Annotated in this window: 24 protein-coding genes; 1 reads left to right on the plus strand and 23 read right to left on the minus strand. The window is 43.3% G+C overall.

What is annotated here, in order from left to right; genetic code table 11:
• Positions 1-255: 255 nt before the first annotated feature.
• Positions 256-1986 (minus strand): ABC-F family ATP-binding cassette domain-containing protein, encoded by a 1731-nt coding sequence (locus HMPREF9625_RS04085; RefSeq protein ID WP_195891288.1) that lies wholly within the window; start codon positions 1984-1986, stop codon positions 256-258.
• Positions 1987-2289: 303 nt separating this feature from the next.
• On the opposite strand from HMPREF9625_RS04085, the gene HMPREF9625_RS04090 reads away from it, so the two are divergent.
• Complete coding sequence (locus HMPREF9625_RS04090; protein WP_007156965.1) at positions 2290-2460, plus strand: 4Fe-4S ferredoxin; 171 nt, start codon at positions 2290-2292, stop codon at positions 2458-2460.
• Positions 2461-3061: 601 nt separating this feature from the next.
• Here HMPREF9625_RS04090 and HMPREF9625_RS04100 read toward each other — a convergent pair.
• The 22 genes from HMPREF9625_RS04100 to rplN all read right to left on the minus strand — a co-directional run bounded on the left by HMPREF9625_RS04100 (position 3062) and on the right by rplN (position 16075).
• Positions 3062-3808: an enhanced serine sensitivity protein SseB C-terminal domain-containing protein gene (locus HMPREF9625_RS04100; protein ID WP_009535743.1), complete on the minus strand. Its 747-nt coding sequence runs from the start codon at positions 3806-3808 to the stop codon at positions 3062-3064.
• Positions 3809-3862: 54 nt separating this feature from the next.
• Entirely contained in the window at positions 3863-5155 is a 1293-nt protein-coding gene (locus HMPREF9625_RS04105; protein ID WP_009535744.1) for a PspC-like choline-binding domain-containing protein, read from the minus strand.
• A gap of 190 nt (positions 5156-5345) precedes the next feature.
• Positions 5346-5882: a bL17 family ribosomal protein gene (locus HMPREF9625_RS04110; protein ID WP_009535745.1), complete on the minus strand. Its 537-nt coding sequence runs from the start codon at positions 5880-5882 to the stop codon at positions 5346-5348.
• Between the two features lie 55 nt (positions 5883-5937).
• Positions 5938-6882: a DNA-directed RNA polymerase subunit alpha gene (locus tag HMPREF9625_RS04115; protein WP_009535746.1), complete on the minus strand. Its 945-nt coding sequence runs from the start codon at positions 6880-6882 to the stop codon at positions 5938-5940.
• Positions 6883-6985: 103 nt separating this feature from the next.
• Complete coding sequence (gene rpsD / locus HMPREF9625_RS04120; RefSeq protein ID WP_009535747.1) at positions 6986-7579, minus strand: 30S ribosomal protein S4; 594 nt, start codon at positions 7577-7579, stop codon at positions 6986-6988.
• A gap of 206 nt (positions 7580-7785) precedes the next feature.
• The gene (gene rpsK / locus HMPREF9625_RS04125) at positions 7786-8181 is read right to left on the minus strand and encodes a 30S ribosomal protein S11 (protein WP_009429169.1); all 396 of its coding nucleotides are present in this window, start codon (positions 8179-8181) and stop codon (positions 7786-7788) included.
• A gap of 78 nt (positions 8182-8259) precedes the next feature.
• Positions 8260-8628 carry a 30S ribosomal protein S13 gene (gene rpsM, locus HMPREF9625_RS04130; RefSeq protein ID WP_009535748.1) on the minus strand — a complete coding sequence of 123 codons (369 nt, stop codon included), beginning with the start codon at positions 8626-8628 and terminating at the stop codon, positions 8260-8262.
• A gap of 19 nt (positions 8629-8647) precedes the next feature.
• Entirely contained in the window at positions 8648-8761 is a 114-nt protein-coding gene (rpmJ, locus tag HMPREF9625_RS11165; protein ID WP_003022746.1) for a 50S ribosomal protein L36, read from the minus strand.
• Positions 8762-8847: 86 nt separating this feature from the next.
• A complete protein-coding gene (infA, locus tag HMPREF9625_RS04135; protein WP_009428414.1) occupies positions 8848-9066 on the minus strand; it encodes a translation initiation factor IF-1 in 219 nt (72 codons plus the stop codon).
• Between the two features lie 7 nt (positions 9067-9073).
• The gene (gene map, locus HMPREF9625_RS04140) at positions 9074-9829 is read right to left on the minus strand and encodes a type I methionyl aminopeptidase (protein ID WP_009535749.1); all 756 of its coding nucleotides are present in this window, start codon (positions 9827-9829) and stop codon (positions 9074-9076) included.
• A 46-nt stretch (positions 9830-9875) separates the two neighbouring features.
• Complete coding sequence (locus HMPREF9625_RS04145) at positions 9876-10526, minus strand: adenylate kinase (protein WP_009535750.1); 651 nt, start codon at positions 10524-10526, stop codon at positions 9876-9878.
• A 91-nt stretch (positions 10527-10617) separates the two neighbouring features.
• Positions 10618-11958: a preprotein translocase subunit SecY gene (gene secY, locus HMPREF9625_RS04150; RefSeq protein WP_009535751.1), complete on the minus strand. Its 1341-nt coding sequence runs from the start codon at positions 11956-11958 to the stop codon at positions 10618-10620.
• On the minus strand, positions 11958-12401 hold the full coding sequence (rplO, locus tag HMPREF9625_RS04155; RefSeq protein ID WP_009535752.1) for a 50S ribosomal protein L15: 444 nt from the start codon (positions 12399-12401) through the stop codon (positions 11958-11960). Before rplO ends, secY begins: the two co-directional genes overlap by 1 nt.
• A gap of 11 nt (positions 12402-12412) precedes the next feature.
• Entirely contained in the window at positions 12413-12595 is a 183-nt protein-coding gene (rpmD, locus tag HMPREF9625_RS04160) for a 50S ribosomal protein L30 (protein ID WP_009428035.1), read from the minus strand.
• A gap of 12 nt (positions 12596-12607) precedes the next feature.
• A complete protein-coding gene (gene rpsE, locus HMPREF9625_RS04165; RefSeq protein WP_009429890.1) occupies positions 12608-13117 on the minus strand; it encodes a 30S ribosomal protein S5 in 510 nt (169 codons plus the stop codon).
• 21 nt (positions 13118-13138) lie between these two features.
• Entirely contained in the window at positions 13139-13501 is a 363-nt protein-coding gene (gene rplR, locus HMPREF9625_RS04170; RefSeq protein ID WP_009535753.1) for a 50S ribosomal protein L18, read from the minus strand.
• 15 nt (positions 13502-13516) lie between these two features.
• Entirely contained in the window at positions 13517-14056 is a 540-nt protein-coding gene (gene rplF / locus HMPREF9625_RS04175) for a 50S ribosomal protein L6 (RefSeq protein ID WP_009535754.1), read from the minus strand.
• Positions 14057-14117: 61 nt separating this feature from the next.
• Entirely contained in the window at positions 14118-14519 is a 402-nt protein-coding gene (rpsH, locus tag HMPREF9625_RS04180; protein ID WP_009429951.1) for a 30S ribosomal protein S8, read from the minus strand.
• 111 nt (positions 14520-14630) lie between these two features.
• A complete protein-coding gene (locus tag HMPREF9625_RS04185; protein ID WP_007157667.1) occupies positions 14631-14816 on the minus strand; it encodes a type Z 30S ribosomal protein S14 in 186 nt (61 codons plus the stop codon).
• Positions 14817-14828: 12 nt separating this feature from the next.
• Complete coding sequence (rplE, locus tag HMPREF9625_RS04190; RefSeq protein WP_007157668.1) at positions 14829-15368, minus strand: 50S ribosomal protein L5; 540 nt, start codon at positions 15366-15368, stop codon at positions 14829-14831.
• 19 nt (positions 15369-15387) lie between these two features.
• Positions 15388-15693, minus strand: coding sequence for a 50S ribosomal protein L24 (gene rplX, locus HMPREF9625_RS04195; protein ID WP_009535755.1), 306 nt, complete (start codon positions 15691-15693; stop codon positions 15388-15390).
• Positions 15694-15706: 13 nt separating this feature from the next.
• Positions 15707-16075, minus strand: a complete 369-nt coding sequence (gene rplN / locus HMPREF9625_RS04200) for a 50S ribosomal protein L14 (protein WP_009428822.1) — start codon at positions 16073-16075, stop codon at positions 15707-15709.
• Positions 16076-16078: the final 3 nt, after the last annotated feature.

A 16078-nucleotide genomic window follows, 5' to 3' on the forward strand; every position in this document is an offset into this window, starting at 1 on the left:
TAAAAGGATATTGGAATAAGGGGTAATCTGAGCCCGTCAGTACTTGCCAAAAGCGAGCGAAGTGATGCTTGAGGCTTAGTACTGATACGAAAGGACAACTTTTCATCAGAAAAGTTGTCCTGTACAAGACCAACTTCTGAAGGAAGTTGCTTTGCGAAGCAAAGTGAGCAATGGGCTACCGAGCCCATGCTCAGTCAGGCGAAGTTAGCGAGAGCGTGCCCCTGTTCCAATATCCTTTTACTATACTTTATTATGTTACTCTAAATTTTCAAGCTCCAGGGAGCTTTCCTCCCAGATGGCGTATTGCTCTTCCAGCTCTTTATCTATTGCTTCCTGCTCTCTATGAATTTCCATGAGGCGCCCGACATCGGACCCGACTTCTTCCATGGAGGCAGTGAGCTCTTCTTTTCGCTCTTCCAGCTTGGCAATCTTCTCCTCCGCCTTTTGCAAGGCATTCTGCCACTTTCTTCTCTTTGCGGAGAGCTCCTTCTGGCTTTCCCAGTCGAGTCTCTTGCTCTCCTTTTCTTCCAATCTTTGTGCTTCTTCCGGATCTATCGCTTCTAAAGGCATCTTATCCTTTTGTAGTGAATCTCCGTAGGCACGAACATCTTCCTTCTTTTCGATATAATAATCGTAATTTCCGATGTAATTATCAAAACGGTTAGAAAAGAGCTCTATAATTCTCGTTGCCGTTTTATTGATAAAATAACGGTCATGGGAAACATAGAGGACGGTTCCCTCATAGTTTCGAATCGCTTCCTCTAAAACTTCCTTCCCCTGAATATCCAAGTGGTTCGTCGGCTCGTCCAAGATAAGAAAATTCGCATCGGAGAGCATGAGCTTTGCAAGGCTTACCCTGCCTTGTTCTCCTCCGGAAAGATCCTGAATCCGCTTATACACATCGTCTCCGGTAAAGAGAAAAGCGGCAAGAACATTTCGCACCTTCGTGTTATTCATATCCGGATAGCTATCCTGAATTTCATCAAAGAGGGTTTTTTCCATGTTGAGCACAGCGTGCTCCTGGTCATAGTAAGCAATCTTCACCTTCGAGCCTAAACGAAATTCTCCCTCATCCGCCTGTACAAGCCCGTTTAAAATCTTCAGTAAGGTCGTCTTTCCGGTCCCGTTATCTCCGATAAGCGCTACATGCTCTCCTTTTTGCAGAGAAAAAGTCCCATGGGAAAATAGACGCTTTCCGTCATAGCTTTTTCCGAGCTCTTTCGCCATTAAGACATCGTTTCCGGAGCTTTCCCTCGGAGAAAAAAGAAGCTTCATCTCATTCTCGAGTTCCTCAGGCTTCTCCAGTCTTTCCACCTTCAAAAGCATCTTCTCTCGAGATTCCGCGCGCTTAATGCTCTTCTCCCGATTGAATTGCTTCAGCTTCTCAATCACGGCCTCCTGATGCTTGATCTCTGCCTGCTGGTTTTGAAAAGCTTTCCACTCGGCTTCTCGAAGCTGTCTCTTTTTTTCCGCATAAGCGCTGTAATTTCCCTGGTACATTCTGACCTTTCCTCGTTCCAGGTCAATGACCTTCGTCACAATCCTATCCAAGAAATAACGGTCATGGGAAACAAGAAGCACTGCTCCGTCATAACGCTTTAAGACTTTTTCCAGCCACTGAATAGAACCGATATCCAAGTGGTTTGTCGGCTCATCCAGAATCAGCAGATCGGGTTTCTCCTGCAAGATTTCCTCGAGGCGCTTCCTCGTCTTCTGGCCTCCGGAAAGAGTGTCGTAGTCTTCATTCTCCGTTTCTATATCAGCATGTTGCTGTGCCAGGTAGTCCATTTTCTTCTCTTTGGAAAATGCGATGCTCCCCTCATCTGCCTCCTCAATTCCCAGAATACATCGGAGCAAAGTTGTTTTGCCTGAACCGTTGATTCCGACAATGGCCGCTTTTTCCTTATCTTCCAGATGAAACGATACATCCTTCAGCACAGTCTTTCCTACGTATGCTTTACTTAGCATGGATACATTTAAAATCATAGGACTTAGTATACTGGATTCCTGCATATTCGGCTATCCTTTTTTCCCGATGTTTTCGCTTTAGAGCTTGTTTAGTATCTCTATTTCCAGTTTATACCATTAGCCAAGGAATAAAAGCTAAATATACTCTTCCTATTCTGCCCCTTCCCGATGAGCTCTCCACATAGAGCAGTTCGATTCTGCTTCTTATTTTGAACATGAGAAATTCGAGAAATTCTTGTCAATATTTCCGAAATGCATTAGAATGAATAGAACTTTACCGGGAGTAAAGTATTTGGTCTATTTATATAAGGAGGAACGAATATGGCACACGTAGTTAGTGATGAGTGCGTAAGCTGTGGTGCTTGCGCAGCAGTATGTCCTGTAGAAGCTATTTCCGAGGGTCCAACAAAGTATGTTGTAGATCCGGATACTTGCATCGATTGCGGCGCTTGTGAAGAGCCTTGCCCAACAGGTGCTATTGCTGCTGAATAATTAACATAAGCAGAGTATAGTTTAAAAGAGCTGTCCGGATGGACAGCTCTTTTCTTTTTAGGCTTATAAAAGGCATATAGAGAGTTATGGAGTTATAGATCAAAAGGCGTTTATGCCTAAGTCCTAAGCATAGAACAACATTCAGCATTAGTTTTACTCCATGAGCCACAATATCCTTCTTTTGGCTATCGGCTTATTCTCCGCTAAGTCTTCTCGCTATAATTCTCTCTATTTTTTTATAAAATACTGCCTTTTTCTTTCTTCGCTGCCACTCCCTTTCAATCTCATATAAGAAGAATAGGGAAGTCAAGGTAAGTCCACAGCTTATAGCACGAATCTCCGGAAGGATGGACAAGATTCCAAATAATGAAAACAGCAGTAGGGATGTAATAAAAATTTCGAATGTTCTCAAATTTATTCTCATGTTTTACTCCTTTATCTAAACGCCAGTTTGTTTTTATTGTTTCACAAGAATAACACAGAACATTCGTTTTGTAAAGATATTTTCGAATATACGTTCTATAAAATTGCATTAAAAAAGCTGTACTAAAGAAGCTCTTTTGATTCTTTAGCACAGCTTTCTTCTTTTTTCTATATTTTACTACACAACAAAGGGTCTTCGATAGAAAGGCATCCTGTCTTTTACTGCCTTTTCCGCTATATCGGCCCTATACGACATTACCGCAAAGGGAATTCCCTCTGAAAAGTCGTTTCCTACCGTAGTAATGTTTGCAAAACTCGGCTGTATGCTTCCTACATGACTGACAATACAAAGATTGAAGCTCTTTCCGTTTTGCTTTGCGCCAAGGAGATAGGCAGCTGTAACATTACGATCATCACGCATATACTCTGCAAGTGCCTCTTCCAGCTCCTTGCTGTCTCCCAGAGGCTCCGTAAACTCCATATTCTCATCCGGTCTTACCGGAACTTCTCCCATAAGTTCAGCCTGCTCCACATGAATGCAGTCCACAATAAATTTTCTCCAAAGGATAAAATTATCGCTGTTCATGTTAATCACAAAGCCGGAAATTCTGGGATCTCCAAGTGCCATTAGAGCTGCCTGATGAAAGCTCAGAATCGCCGTGGTCTCTTTTTCGTGTTTCCATTGCTTGGCTTTTTCCTGCGAAGTAAAGAGTACATAAAAATGATTGTGATCCTTATCTTCCACAACAGCAAAGGCAGGCTTTCTATCTTCGCCTTCTCCCATTGTACGCATAGGCACATAAAACTCGGCATGATGAATCAAGGCATCTACTAATTTATCTTCCCAATCTCTACCGCCTTCATTTTTCATGCCATTGATGGCCATCATGAGACGGGCATTTTTCTTTTCTCTAAAATCGTTCATGAACTCCTCCTTCCGAGGTATTCTACCACAGCCGGAAGCAGGAGACAAGAAAAGCTATTGTACCCACTCTCCGCGTTCATTTACCCGGAAACCGTTAATTGTTGTATTTTTCGCCATAGCACCATTATCTTTAAAATAATAGTATATCTGTTTTCCGTTTACATTGATAGCAATCCAGCCTGTACGCATTGCACCGCTTGCATCAAAGTAATAGCTTTCCTGTCCGATTTGGAATATTCCACTTGAGACCATCATGCACTGGCGATCACCGGCATCCGGTATAAAATAATACCATATATTGTTAATCAGCTTCCAGCCGGTTTTTGCATCACCGTTACCCGGCTCCAAATAGAACCAATTGCCGTATGCACTCTTAAACCAACCGGTTTCCATTTCTCCCTGTCCATTAAAATGGTACCAACGTCCGTTCCAGTCCACCCAACTGTTAATTGCAGGCTGACCGTTTGGATAGCGGAAATACCACTTTCCGTTAATCAAGCTCCAGCCGATAGTTGAGGGAATGTTAGCATTGCCCGGTGTATTATTCTGTGCTTTATTCTGTCCGAAAATCTGTGTTTCGCTGTACTTTCCATCTCCGTTAGAGCGATTGTTTGCAGCAATGTATAAGGTATCGGATTCTGCATCTTCCGATGCCTTTCCACCTTTCTTCTGCGAATCTGTATATGGAATACTCCTTACATTGAAGCTGTAATTTCCTTCTTCCGTCATCCAAGGATAAAAATTCAGGCTTAATGCATCCGTAGTAATCTTTGCAAGCTGTCTTCCTTCTCTATAAAGCTTTACTTCATAATATCCTGAGCTGTTCTCAGCTTGAGACCAGGTGGCGCGTCCCAGACTTGAAGCGGACCAGGCAAGATTCTCCGGCGCATCAAAGCTTCCGGAAATCGGCTTAAGTTGAAGCACAATCTCCAGCTCCGTACCGCTGACACGCTTTGCACTGACAAAACTTCCGTTACTTACTCTTACGTTATTACTGCTGTATGCTCCGGCAAATTGGTAATTAATAACATCTCCGTTGTTCTTTTCTTTGCTGTCAGCTACAAGATACAAAAGTACCTTAGGCTCACTTCCTACACGAAGAACATCGAAATTGCCGCTTTCCACCCACTGTACCGCATCCACGTGATATCTGTCGGTATTTCCCGTACTAAAGTCCGATTCACTGATGTTTCCAAGAGATGATCCGGCCTCTAACTTACTAAGATTCTTATCCACCTTGATACTGATATTGGTAATCGTACTGGTACTGTCCTTTGCAAATGCAGGAATTGCAAAAAGAACCATGCATAAAAGGGACAAAAGGAATCCCACTCTTTTTCTAAACATATGCTCCCTCCATTTCTTTATTCCTTGCCTAGTATAAAGCATTTTTAAGTTCAGAATCAACTTGCTTTTCTCTTACAAGATAATGACTGCCGTTAAGAAAAAAGAGACTGTGGAAAATCACAGCCTCTTTTGCAATCTGTTCATTCGTTTGTTACAAGTACTATTCCGTTAATGCACTTGTCGAAATTCTTTATACTAACTCTAAAAGAACTTCCATAGCAGCATCTCCCTTACGAAGACCCACTTTAACAATTCTTGTATATCCACCCTTACGGTCAACATACTTCGGTGCAATCTCATCGAAAAGCTTCTTAGCGATGTCTACCTTCTTGGTGTTCTTCTTTCTGCCGGCTACAGTGCCCGGTCTTTCTGTCGGAACATAAGTTGCGGCTAAAATCTGACGACGAGCCTGAAGACGAGAGGGCTTATCCTTCTGAATGGACTTCTCCACTTCCTCGTAAACAGTTACCTTCTTACCGTCTACTACTTCCTTCACTCTCTTTCCGTCAGCGTCTTTCTTCGCTACCTTTGCCTTCACGGCAACCATCTCATAGTTATCCTTCTCTCTTACGGAAAGAGCGATAAGCTTCTCAACCTGCTTACAAACTTCCTTTGCTCTTGCCTCCGTGGTAAAAACCTTACCATAGCGAAGTACATCTGTAGTTAAGGATCTAAGCATAGCCTTTCTAGGTGCTGTTGCCTTTCCTAATTTTCTATACATTGCCATTTTATTTCTCCTTATCCGTGCTTTTTAGTCTTATCGGGTAAAATCCTGAGTCCGGTTATTCTTCCGGAGTGGAGAGTCCTAAGTTTAACTCGCGTAATTTCGCAAGTACCTCTTCGAGTGACTTTCTTCCCAGGTTACGAACCTTCATCATGTCCTCCGGTGTCTTGGAAGTTAATTCCGATACCGTGTTAATCCCTGCTCTCTTTAAACAATTATAAGAGCGGACACTGAGCTCCAGTTCATCAATGTTCATTTCTAAAACTTTGTCCTTATCATCCTCTGCTTTTTCTACCATGAGCTGTGTTTCGGCTCCTTCAGAGGAAAGTGTTACAAAGAGATCCAAATGCTGGAACAGCATCTTTGCCGCAGCGGAAACTGCGTCTTGAGGAAGCATACCGCCATCCGTATACACATCCAAAGTCAGCTTGTCATAGTCTGTCATATTACCCACACGGGTATTCTCCACAGTCATATTGACCCTGTCGACAGGAGTATACAGCGCATCCAAAAGAGTATAGCCCTTCGGATACTGTGATGCCTTCTCCTTTACTGTCCCTACATAGCCTTGTCCCTTAGTAATTACTACTCCAATAGAGAGCTTCGCACCCTTCTCAAGACTTGCGATACGCAAGTCGGGATTAATGATGACAAGTTCCGACTCTGCTTTAAAATCCGAAGCCTTCGCTTCCTCTTTATCACTGACCTCCAGATGTGCCTCCAGCTGTTCTACATCCTCCGGAATGGAGACCACGAGAGATTTTAAATTGGTTAAAACCTCGTCGTAGCTTTCCTTTACACCGGGAATTTTATCCCCTGAAAGTCCTTGAATCTTAATTGCAGAAACCGCAGCCCCGGGCAGAGAGGACAGCATCATTCTCCGTAAAGAATTCCCTAAGGTCGCGCCGTATCCTCTTTCCAAAGGTTCACAAACAAAACGACCGAAGCGCTTATCCTCTGAAATTTCAAGAATTTCAATGTTTGGTTTTTCAAAATCAAACATGCCGCCTCCTTTTTTAGGCCAAACGACCTTCTCTGTGCATGGCACAGCTTAGTCGTGAAAATAAGAATGCACACTTTTCATGTGTGATTCTTGCTATGCATTATTACTTAGAGTACAACTCGACGATTAACATCTCGTTTACCGGAACATCGATATCTTCTCTGTGCGGTAAATTCTTAATGGTTGCGCTCAGTTTCTCTTCATCCACTTCCAACCAAGCGGGTACCATTCTGCCGCCGGTTACTTCCGTGATGTCCTTATATCTTTGAGCAGTCTTCATGGACTCTTTAATAGCCACAACATCTCCTGCAGATACAAGGTAAGAAGGAATGTTTATAATCTTACCGTTTACGGTAACGTGACGGTGCCCTACTACCTGTCTTGCCTCACGTCTTGTTCTCGCCATCCCCATACGGAAAATGACATTGTCAAGTCTACTCTCCAAAAGAACCATTAAGTTCTCACCGGTCTGTCCGGGAAGTCTCTCTGCCTTTGCATAGTAGTTACGGAAAGGCTTCTCTAAAACACCGTAGATAAACTTTGCCTTCTGCTTTTCACGAAGCTGAAGACCGTACTCACTCATCTTTCTTCTGGCATTTCTAGCCTGTCTGTTTGATTTCTTATCGACTCCCAAGAATACAGGGTCAAGTCCAAGTGACCTGCATCTTTTAAGCACAGGAACCTTATCTACTGCCATATTATCCTCCTAAATATCAAGTTCTGTTACTTTAATAGTAACATCTCCAAAATTTGATACGCCCTTTACACCATCGGCTTCTTCGGGCTGACCAAACGGTCATACTGTTTACGTATAATGCTTACTCCGCTATAGCAGATTCTCTCTTATATAGCAGATTCTCTCCTTATAAATATAAACCATTTATAGAATGATAAGCTGAATAATTATACTCTTCTGCGCTTCGGCGGGCGGCATCCGTTGTGGGGAACCGGTGTAACGTCCTTAATGGATGTTACTTCGAGTCCGTTTGCCTGTAAGGCACGAATCGCTGCTTCTCTTCCGGAACCCGGTCCTTTAACCATTACATCCACATACTTTAAGCCATGTACCAAAGCTGCCTTTACAGCAGTTTCAGCAGCCATCTGAGCTGCATATGGAGTAGATTTTCTTGAACCTCTAAATCCCAGACCGCCGGCACTTGCCCAAGAAAGAGCATTTCCCTGTGCATCTGTCAAAGTAACGATTGTGTTATTGAAAGATGATTGGATATGTGCCTGTCCGCGTTCAACGTTTTTCTTTACGCGCTTTTTTGTCACTCTCTTACCAGTTGACTTAGCCATAGTTAAACTAACCTACTTTCCTTTTTCATTTCTTCCTGTAATTAAAACATGAAGATCCTCTTAGTTACTTTTTAGACCTTACTTCTTCTTGTTAGCAACGGTCTTTCTTGGTCCCTTACGGGTTCTTGCATTGGTCTTGGTCTTCTGACCTCTTACCGGAAGTCCCTTTCTGTGACGGATTCCTCTGTAGCAACCAATCTCCTGTAAACGCTTGATGTTCAGAGCGATCTCTCTACGAAGGTCACCCTCTACCATCTGGTTCTCTGCGATATAGTTGGCAAGATCCTTCACCTCATCGTCTGTCAAGTCCTTCACTCTGGTATCCGGATTTACGCCGGTAGCCTGAAGAATCTTATCAGCGGATGATCTTCCGATTCCATAGATGTAAGTCAAACCGATTTCGATTCGCTTTTCTCTAGGTAAATCCACACCTGCAATACGAGCCATCTTTGTTTCCTCCTGTTAATTAACCTTGTCTCTGCTTATGCTTAGGGTTTTCACAGATAATTCTGATGGAGCCCTTTCGCTTGATTACTTTGCATTTTTCGCAGATCGGTTTTACTGATGATCTTACTTTCATAAGTAAAATTCCCCTTTCCTTTACGAATTTGAACAGAGTTGCCGTATAATTCTAGCAAAACAGTCTATAAATGTAAAGCGAAACCTTTACTTATCTCTCCAGATTATTCTTCCCTTGGAAAGGTCATAGGGAGAGAGCTCGATCGTTACTTTGTCTCCGGGTAAGATACGAATATAATTCATACGAAGTTTTCCCGAGATGTGAGCAAGTACCTGGTGTCCATTTTCCAGTTCCACCTGAAACATAGCGTTCGGTAACTTCTCCAGTACTTTTCCTGTAATTTCGATTACATCTGATTTCGACATACTCTGTTTATCCTTTCATAAGACTCAGGATTTCCGGTCCGTTGTCTGTGATCAATATTGTATTTTCATAATGTGCGGTCAGCTTTCCGTCAAACGGAACCACCGTCCAGTCATTGGAAAGAACTCTTACTGCGGGATCCCCCTCTGTAATCATGGGTTCAATCGCGAGCGTCATCCCGGCCTGCAGCTTCGGTCCTTTTCGGTTCATTCTAAAGTTTGGCACCTCCGGATCCATGTGCACCTGATGACCTATGCCATGTCCCACATATTCCCGAACCACACCGTAACCTCGACTTTCCACAAAATCACCTATGCTTCCGCAAATATCATTTAGGTGATTTCCGGGTATCGCCTGTTCAATTCCTTTGAAGAAGGCTTCCTTTGCCGTATCCACAAGCCTTTTCGCCTCCAGGGATATCTTTCCCACTGCCCAAGTCCGTGCCGCATCCGAGTGATAGCCCTTATAGTTGGTGCCGATATCGAAGGAAACGATATCTCCTTCTTTTAAGATTCTATCTCTCGTCGGTATCCCGTGAATAAGCTCTTCATTTACGGAAACACAGCAAGCTGCCGGAAAGTCATATAGGTGTAAAAAGCTTGGTGTGCATCCGGCCTTTCGGATGAGACTTTCTGCATAATCGTTTAACTCTAAAGTACTTTTTCCGGGAGCAACCGCTTCTCCGACCTTTTCATGAACCTCGGCAAGTACCTTTCCGGCATCCCGCATCAGTTCAATTTCTTTTTTAGACTTTATTTCAATCATGCTTAAACCTTTTCTTCTTTAGATTCTCTGCTTCAGCTTCTCTACTTCAGCTTCTTTTGTTAATAATTTCCTTTACTTTCTCAAATACTGCATCCAGCTTTTCCATTCCGTCTACTTCTTCCAGGATATTTTCCTTCTTATAATAAGAAATAAGCGGTTCCGTCATTTCATGGTAAATCTTTAAGCGGTTTTTCACTGTCTCCTCATTGTCATCCTTACGCTGAACCAGTTCTGCTCCACACAAGTCACAAATCCCCTCTTTTTTAGGTTTTAATGTTTCTGTATGGTAGATTGCGCTACAGTTTGGACAGGTTCTTCTACCGGCCATTCTTTTAATAATGAGGTCATCCGGAGCTTCCACATCCAAAGCGAGATCTATTTTCTCTCCCTGCTTTGCTAAAGCTTCTTTCAGTGCCTCTGCCTGTGGAATTGTTCTCGGAAAACCATCCAAAATATAGCCGTTCTTACAATCCTCTTTGTGAATTCGATCAAGGAGCATCGCAATGGTAATATCATCGGGCACGAGCTCTCCTTTATCCATGAAGCTCTTTGCTTGTTTTCCAAGCTCCGTTTCTTCCTTTAAGTTGGCTCTGAAAATATCACCTGTTGAAATGTGTGGCAAATGATATTCATTTGCAATGCGACTAGCCTGGCTTCCCTTGCCTGCGCCGGGAGCACCTAACATAATAATTTTCATTTTCAGCCTCTTCTAAAGTGTGAAAAACCACTATGAGCCCCCTTAACTTACAGATATTCTATAAAAATCTGAAGCTAAGGAGGCTTATAGATTAATTGTCTAAGAATCCCTTATAATTACGAATTACCATCTGTGAGTCTATTGCTTTTAAGGTCTCCAGAACCACACCCACAATAATGATGAGAGATGTTCCCGAGAAGGAAATACGACTCACATTGAAGACTCCGGAGATTATGATGGGTACCAGTGCCACAATGGCAAGTCCCGTTGCTCCGATAAAGATAATATAACGGAGAATTCCATTTAAGTAATCGCTGGTCGGCTTACCCGGACGAATGCCCGGAATAAATCCGCCTTGCTTCTTCATATTATTCGCTACTTCCAATGGATTGAATGAAATGGAAGTGTAGAAATAGGCGAAGAAATACAGCAATGCGATATAGAGCACCAGACCTATAGAATAAATCGGAGCATTCGGGTTCATCCAAGAACCGGAATTCAGCGCCATAATAATCTTCCCGATGATTGTTCCGTTATTGACATGAAGAATCTGTCCGAGTACTACGGGCATCGTCATAAGGGAGGATGCGAAGATAACCGGCATAACGTTTGCCGTATTGACCTTCAGAGGAATCTGAGACTGCTGGCCTCCTACCATTCCTCTTCCCTGCACACGTCTGCTGTACTGTACCGGAATTCTTCTTTCCGCATCTTGCAATACTACTGTAAAGCAAACCATGCAGAAAATAGCCGTTGCTATAATGATTGCCGCAACAACCATGGTCGCTACATTATGATTCATAATGAAGCGTTCATATAAGGTAATAAAGTCCTGCGGAATGGAAGAAAGGATATTGAACAAGAGCACTAAGGAAATACCGTTTCCTACTCCCTTATCCGTCATTCTCTCACCAATCCACATCAGAAGTGCCGACCCTGCAGTCATGGCCACTACGCAAATCACAATACCCGCAATTTTACGTAGAACACTTCCCTCAGCATATCCAATCAAAAGTCCGGAACCGCCAAAGCCTACCGCCATCGCTGTCGACTCCAAAAGGGCGAGACCGATGGTTACATATCTGGTATATTCCGTGAGCTTTCTTCTTCCCTCTTCTCCATCCTTCTGCATCTCTTCCAGGGCAGGAATTGCCACGGTTAGAAGCTGAATAATAATGGAAGAAGTGATGTAGGGCGTAATGGATAATGCAAATATACTGAGCTGCTCGAAGGAACCTCCGGTCATGGTATTAAACCATCCGAAAGCATCGTTTCCGGCCATACTCTTAAATAAATCTCCAAAATATCCCGGATTTACACCCGGGATAGGAAGATTTGAGCCAAAACGAATTACTACAAGCATCAGGAGTACGAAAATCAGACGATTTCGTAAATCCTTCACTTTAAATGCATTCCGTATTGTTTGAAGCATTAAATCACCTCACAGGTTCCGCCACAAGCCTCAATCTTTTCTTTTGCACTCTGAGAAAATGCATTTACCTTAACGGTAAGCTTCTTTGTCAACTCTCCGTTTCCAAGAATCTTAACACCGTCATTTAACTTACGAACAATTCGTTTCTCCAGTAAACTCTCCAGTGTAACCTCATCTCCGGCATTGAAACGATCTTCCAATACGGAAACATTGATTCCGGTAATTACCTTAGAGTTGGGATCTGTAAATCCTCTCTTCGGAATACGACGGAAGAGTGGCATCTGACCACCTTCGAAACCAAGTCTTGGTGCACCGGAACGAGCCTTCTGTCCTTTATGTCCCTTACCTGCCGTCTTACCATTTCCTGAACCGTGGCCTCTGCCGCGACGGAAATTCTGGGAGTGCTTAGAGCCCTCTGCAGGTGATAACTTTGCTAACTCCATATTTCGCCTCCTTAGATTTCTTCCACTTTAACCAAGTGATTCACTTTCTGAATCATCCCCTTGGTAGCGCCGTTGTTGGGAAGCTCAACGGATTGACGAATCTTCTTTAATCCAAGAGCTTGCACAGTTGCCTTCTGCTTAGGGATGGCACCGATTGGAGACTTTACTAAAGTAATTCTTAATTTATCTGCCATGATAACCCTCCCTTAACCTGTAATCTCTGCTACGGTCTTTCCACGAAGAATAGCGAACTGCTCCGGTGTCTTCATGGAAGTAAGACCCTGTAATGTAGCATAAACCACATTTGTCTTATTGTTTGATCCTAAGGATTTAGTACGGATGTTTTTGATTCCTGCGAGCTCGCAGACCATACGTGCCGGACCGCCGGCGATGATTCCGGTTCCTTCCGGAGCCTTCTTCAAAAGAACGGTGGAAGCACCGAACTTTCCGATGTAATCATGCGGTACAGACTTATCCTCATTTACAGGTACAGTAACCATATTTCTTACTGCAGCCTCTTTTGCCTTACGAATTGCTTCCGGAACCTCAGTTGCCTTACCGGTTCCGCAACCTACATGGCCATTACCGTCTCCTACTACAACAAGAGCGGAGAATCTCATGGTACGACCACCCTTAACAGTCTTCGCTACACGCTTGATAGCTACAACACTGTCGTTCAGTTCTAACTGATTTGCGTCAATTTTTTCGCGCTTCATCTTAGTGATTTCTCCTCTCGATTAGAATACAAGTCCGGCTTCTCTTGCAGCATCTGCAAGGGCCTGAACCTTACCATGATACAGGAAACCTGCTCTGTCGAAAACGACTTCCTTGATTCCCTTGGCAACAGCCTTCTCAGCAATAGCCTTACCAACAAACTGAGCTGCCTCAATATTATCGGTAAACTGCAAATCTGCATTCTTATCTAAGGTAGAAGCTGCGCAGAGAGTTGTCCCTGCAACATCATCAATAAGCTGTGCATACATGTGCTTGTTTGAACGAAAAACTGCAAGACGAGGTCTCTCAGGAGTTCCGGACAAACGGTTTCTGATTCTTGCGTGCTTTTTTTGACGAAGCTCGGCTTTATTTTTCTTACTAACCATTCTACTTTCCTCCTATTATTTCTTACCTGTCTTACCGACTTTACGACGGATAACTTCGGTAGAGTACTTGATTCCTTTGCCCTTGTAGGGTTCCGGAGCTCTCTTACCGCGAATCTCTGCAGCATACTGTCCAACCTTTTCCTTATCGATTCCTCTTACGAAAATGGTATTGGTTCCTTCCAGTACTGTCTCCACGCCTTCCGGATCTTCCATCGTTACAGGATGAGAATACCCCAAAGTCAAAGTCAGAGTCTTACCCTGCTTAGCTGCTCTGTATCCTACACCGTTAACTTCCAGTTTCTTCTCGTAACCATTGCTTACACCCTCAACCATATTGAAAAGCAAAGCTCTGCTCAGTCCGTGAAGAGACTTCTCTTTTTTATTGTCATTCGGACGAGTAACCACCAAGTGGCCATCCTCTTCCTTAATTGTGATTTCTTTTGCAAAGGTTCTCTCTAAGGTTCCCTTTGGTCCCTTTACCTTTACTACGTTGTCCTTAATCTCAACAGTAACACCTGCCGGGATCGCGACCGGTAACTTTCCGATACGTGACATAGTATACTCCTCTCTTAAATTCTCAGTAAAATACTGTTTTCAGAAAATATATTCCGACAGATTACCATACAAAGGCAAGGACTTCTCCACCTACACCCTTTTGTCTTGCTTCCTTGTCGGTGATAACACCCTGGTTTGTAGAAATGATTGCAGTACCTAAACCGCCAAGGACTCTCGGCATGTTCTCTTTGCCGGCATATACTCGAAGACCCGGCTTGGAAATCTTTCGAATTCCGGAGATAATCTTGTCGTTCTTTGTAGCTCCATACTTTAAGCCAATCTTAATGTCCTGGAACTTTCCGTTCTCTACGATTTCGCAGCTTGCAATGTATCCTTCTTTAAGAAGAATTTCAGCAATAGCCTTCTTCATCTTCGATGCCGGAATCAATACTGAATCATGTTTTGCAGTGTTTGCATTACGAATTCTTGTAAGCATATCTGCGATTGGATCACTCATACTCATGTTTACGGATATCCTTTCTTCTTTTCTATTGGGATGCGCCCTATGCACTATCCTCTATTTGTAAACGAAATATCTTGTGCATGCGCACAGGATATTCGTTTTACAATCATTTTACCAAGATGCCTTACGAACACCGGGGATTTCTCCCTTATATGCCAACTCACGGAAGCATACACGGCAGATTCCGTACTTACGAAGTACAGAGTGCGGACGTCCGCAAATCTTACATCTTGTGTATTCTCTTGTGGAGAACTTTGCAGGTCTTTGCTGCTTTAATTTCATTGATAATTTTGCCATATTTTCCTCCGATTATTTCGCAAAAGGCATATTGAACAGGGTAAGAAGCTCTCTGGACTCTTCGTCAGTCTTCGCTGTTGTTACGAAGATGATGTCCATTCCTCTAACCTTGTCTACCTTATCGAACTCGATTTCAGGGAAAATGATCTGCTCTTTGATTCCAAGGGCATAGTTTCCTCTGCCATCGAAGGCATTCGGGTTCACACCACGGAAGTCTCTTACTCGAGGAAGAGCCAAGTTTATGAGACGATCAGCGAACTCATACATCTTCTCTCCACGGAGAGTAACCTTACAACCAATAGCCTGTCCCTCTCTGATCTTGAAGTTTGCAACAGACTTTCTAGCCTTGGTGGTTACTGCATGCTGTCCGGTAATAATCTCCAAATCACGTACTGCACTGTCGAGAACCTTGGAATTTTCTTTTGCTTCACCAACACCCATGTTGATGACGATTTTTTCAAGCTTCGGAATTTCGTTAACATTCTTATAGTTAAACTTCTTCTGCATAGCTTCTTTGATTTCGCTATTGTAAATTTCCTTTAATCTAGCCATCTTTCATTCCTCCTTTCTCTTAGTCAATAACCTTACCGGTCTTCTTCGCTACACGCACCTTCTTGCCGTCCTCTACCTTAAATCCGACTCTGGTTGCCTGTCCGTCTACAACAAGCATTACATTGGATGCATCTAAAGCGGCTTCCTTCTTTAAGAGACCTCCCTGCGGGTTAGCCTGGCTCGGCTTCTGGTGCTTGGTTACCATGTTGCAACCTTCTATCACTACCTTGTTGGTCTTCGGATCGAAGGACAAAACCTTACCCTCTTTACCTTTATCCTTACCGGTAATGATTCTTACCATATCGTCTTTCTTAATTCTACGCATACGGCTCCCCTCCTTATAATACTTCCGGGGCAAGGGAAACGATCTTCATGTAACCATGATCTCTTAACTCTCTTGCTACCGGTCCAAAGATACGGGTGCCCTTCGGAGTATTATCCTCCTTGAGGATTACCGCTGCGTTTTCATCGAAACGGATATAGCTTCCGTCTTTTCTTCTTGTTTCGTCAACAGTACGAACCACAACAGCCTTTACAACATCACCCTTTTTTACCTGTCCGCCTGGAATAGCATCCTTTACGGAAGCCACAATGGTGTCTCCAATAGCGGCATATCTTCTGGTTGAGCCACCCATAACGCGGATGCAAAGAAGCTCTCTTGCACCTGTGTTATCAGCAACTCTAAGTCTTGTTTCCTGCTGAATCATATA

Source organism: Oribacterium parvum ACB1, from assembly GCF_000238055.2.
GTDB classification, from domain to species: Bacteria; Bacillota; Clostridia; order Lachnospirales; family Lachnospiraceae; genus Oribacterium; species Oribacterium parvum.

Bases quoted from the DNA above. Each gene is read 5' to 3' on its own strand.
- rplE (WP_007157668.1), bottom strand. From the start codon at position 15,368: ATGGCTAGATTAAAGGAAATTTACAATAGCGAAATCAAAGAAGCTATG.
- rpsM (WP_009535748.1), bottom strand. From the start codon at position 8,628: ATGGCTCGTATTGCAGGTGTGGATTTACCTAGAGAAAAGCGAATCGAA.
- rplR (WP_009535753.1), bottom strand. From the start codon at position 13,501: ATGGTTAGTAAGAAAAATAAAGCCGAGCTTCGTCAAAAAAAGCACGCA.
- HMPREF9625_RS04085 (WP_195891288.1), bottom strand. From the start codon at position 1,986: ATGATTTTAAATGTATCCATGCTAAGTAAAGCATACGTAGGAAAGACT.
- rplX (WP_009535755.1), bottom strand. From the start codon at position 15,693: ATGCGTAGAATTAAGAAAGACGATATGGTAAGAATCATTACCGGTAAG.
- HMPREF9625_RS04100 (WP_009535743.1), bottom strand. From the start codon at position 3,808: ATGAACGATTTTAGAGAAAAGAAAAATGCCCGTCTCATGATGGCCATC.
- HMPREF9625_RS04185 (WP_007157667.1), bottom strand. From the start codon at position 14,816: ATGGCAAAATTATCAATGAAATTAAAGCAGCAAAGACCTGCAAAGTTC.
- rpsH (WP_009429951.1), bottom strand. From the start codon at position 14,519: ATGAGTATGAGTGATCCAATCGCAGATATGCTTACAAGAATTCGTAAT.
- rplF (WP_009535754.1), bottom strand. From the start codon at position 14,056: ATGTCACGTATCGGAAAGTTACCGGTCGCGATCCCGGCAGGTGTTACT.
- secY (WP_009535751.1), bottom strand. From the start codon at position 11,958: ATGCTTCAAACAATACGGAATGCATTTAAAGTGAAGGATTTACGAAAT.
- HMPREF9625_RS04145 (WP_009535750.1), bottom strand. From the start codon at position 10,526: ATGAAAATTATTATGTTAGGTGCTCCCGGCGCAGGCAAGGGAAGCCAG.
- HMPREF9625_RS04115 (WP_009535746.1), bottom strand. From the start codon at position 6,882: ATGTTTGATTTTGAAAAACCAAACATTGAAATTCTTGAAATTTCAGAG.
- infA (WP_009428414.1), bottom strand. From the start codon at position 9,066: ATGTCGAAATCAGATGTAATCGAAATTACAGGAAAAGTACTGGAGAAG.
- rpmD (WP_009428035.1), bottom strand. From the start codon at position 12,595: ATGGCAGATAAATTAAGAATTACTTTAGTAAAGTCTCCAATCGGTGCC.
- HMPREF9625_RS04090 (WP_007156965.1), top strand. From the start codon at position 2,290: ATGGCACACGTAGTTAGTGATGAGTGCGTAAGCTGTGGTGCTTGCGCA.
- rpsD (WP_009535747.1), bottom strand. From the start codon at position 7,579: ATGGCAGTAGATAAGGTTCCTGTGCTTAAAAGATGCAGGTCACTTGGA.
- map (WP_009535749.1), bottom strand. From the start codon at position 9,829: ATGATTGAAATAAAGTCTAAAAAAGAAATTGAACTGATGCGGGATGCC.
- rpsK (WP_009429169.1), bottom strand. From the start codon at position 8,181: ATGGCTAAGTCAACTGGTAAGAGAGTGACAAAAAAGCGCGTAAAGAAA.
- rpmJ (WP_003022746.1), bottom strand. From the start codon at position 8,761: ATGAAAGTAAGATCATCAGTAAAACCGATCTGCGAAAAATGCAAAGTA.
- rplN (WP_009428822.1), bottom strand. From the start codon at position 16,075: ATGATTCAGCAGGAAACAAGACTTAGAGTTGCTGATAACACAGGTGCA.
- rplO (WP_009535752.1), bottom strand. From the start codon at position 12,401: ATGGAGTTAGCAAAGTTATCACCTGCAGAGGGCTCTAAGCACTCCCAG.
- HMPREF9625_RS04105 (WP_009535744.1), bottom strand. From the start codon at position 5,155: ATGTTTAGAAAAAGAGTGGGATTCCTTTTGTCCCTTTTATGCATGGTT.
- rpsE (WP_009429890.1), bottom strand. From the start codon at position 13,117: ATGAAGCGCGAAAAAATTGACGCAAATCAGTTAGAACTGAACGACAGT.
- HMPREF9625_RS04110 (WP_009535745.1), bottom strand. From the start codon at position 5,882: ATGGCAATGTATAGAAAATTAGGAAAGGCAACAGCACCTAGAAAGGCT.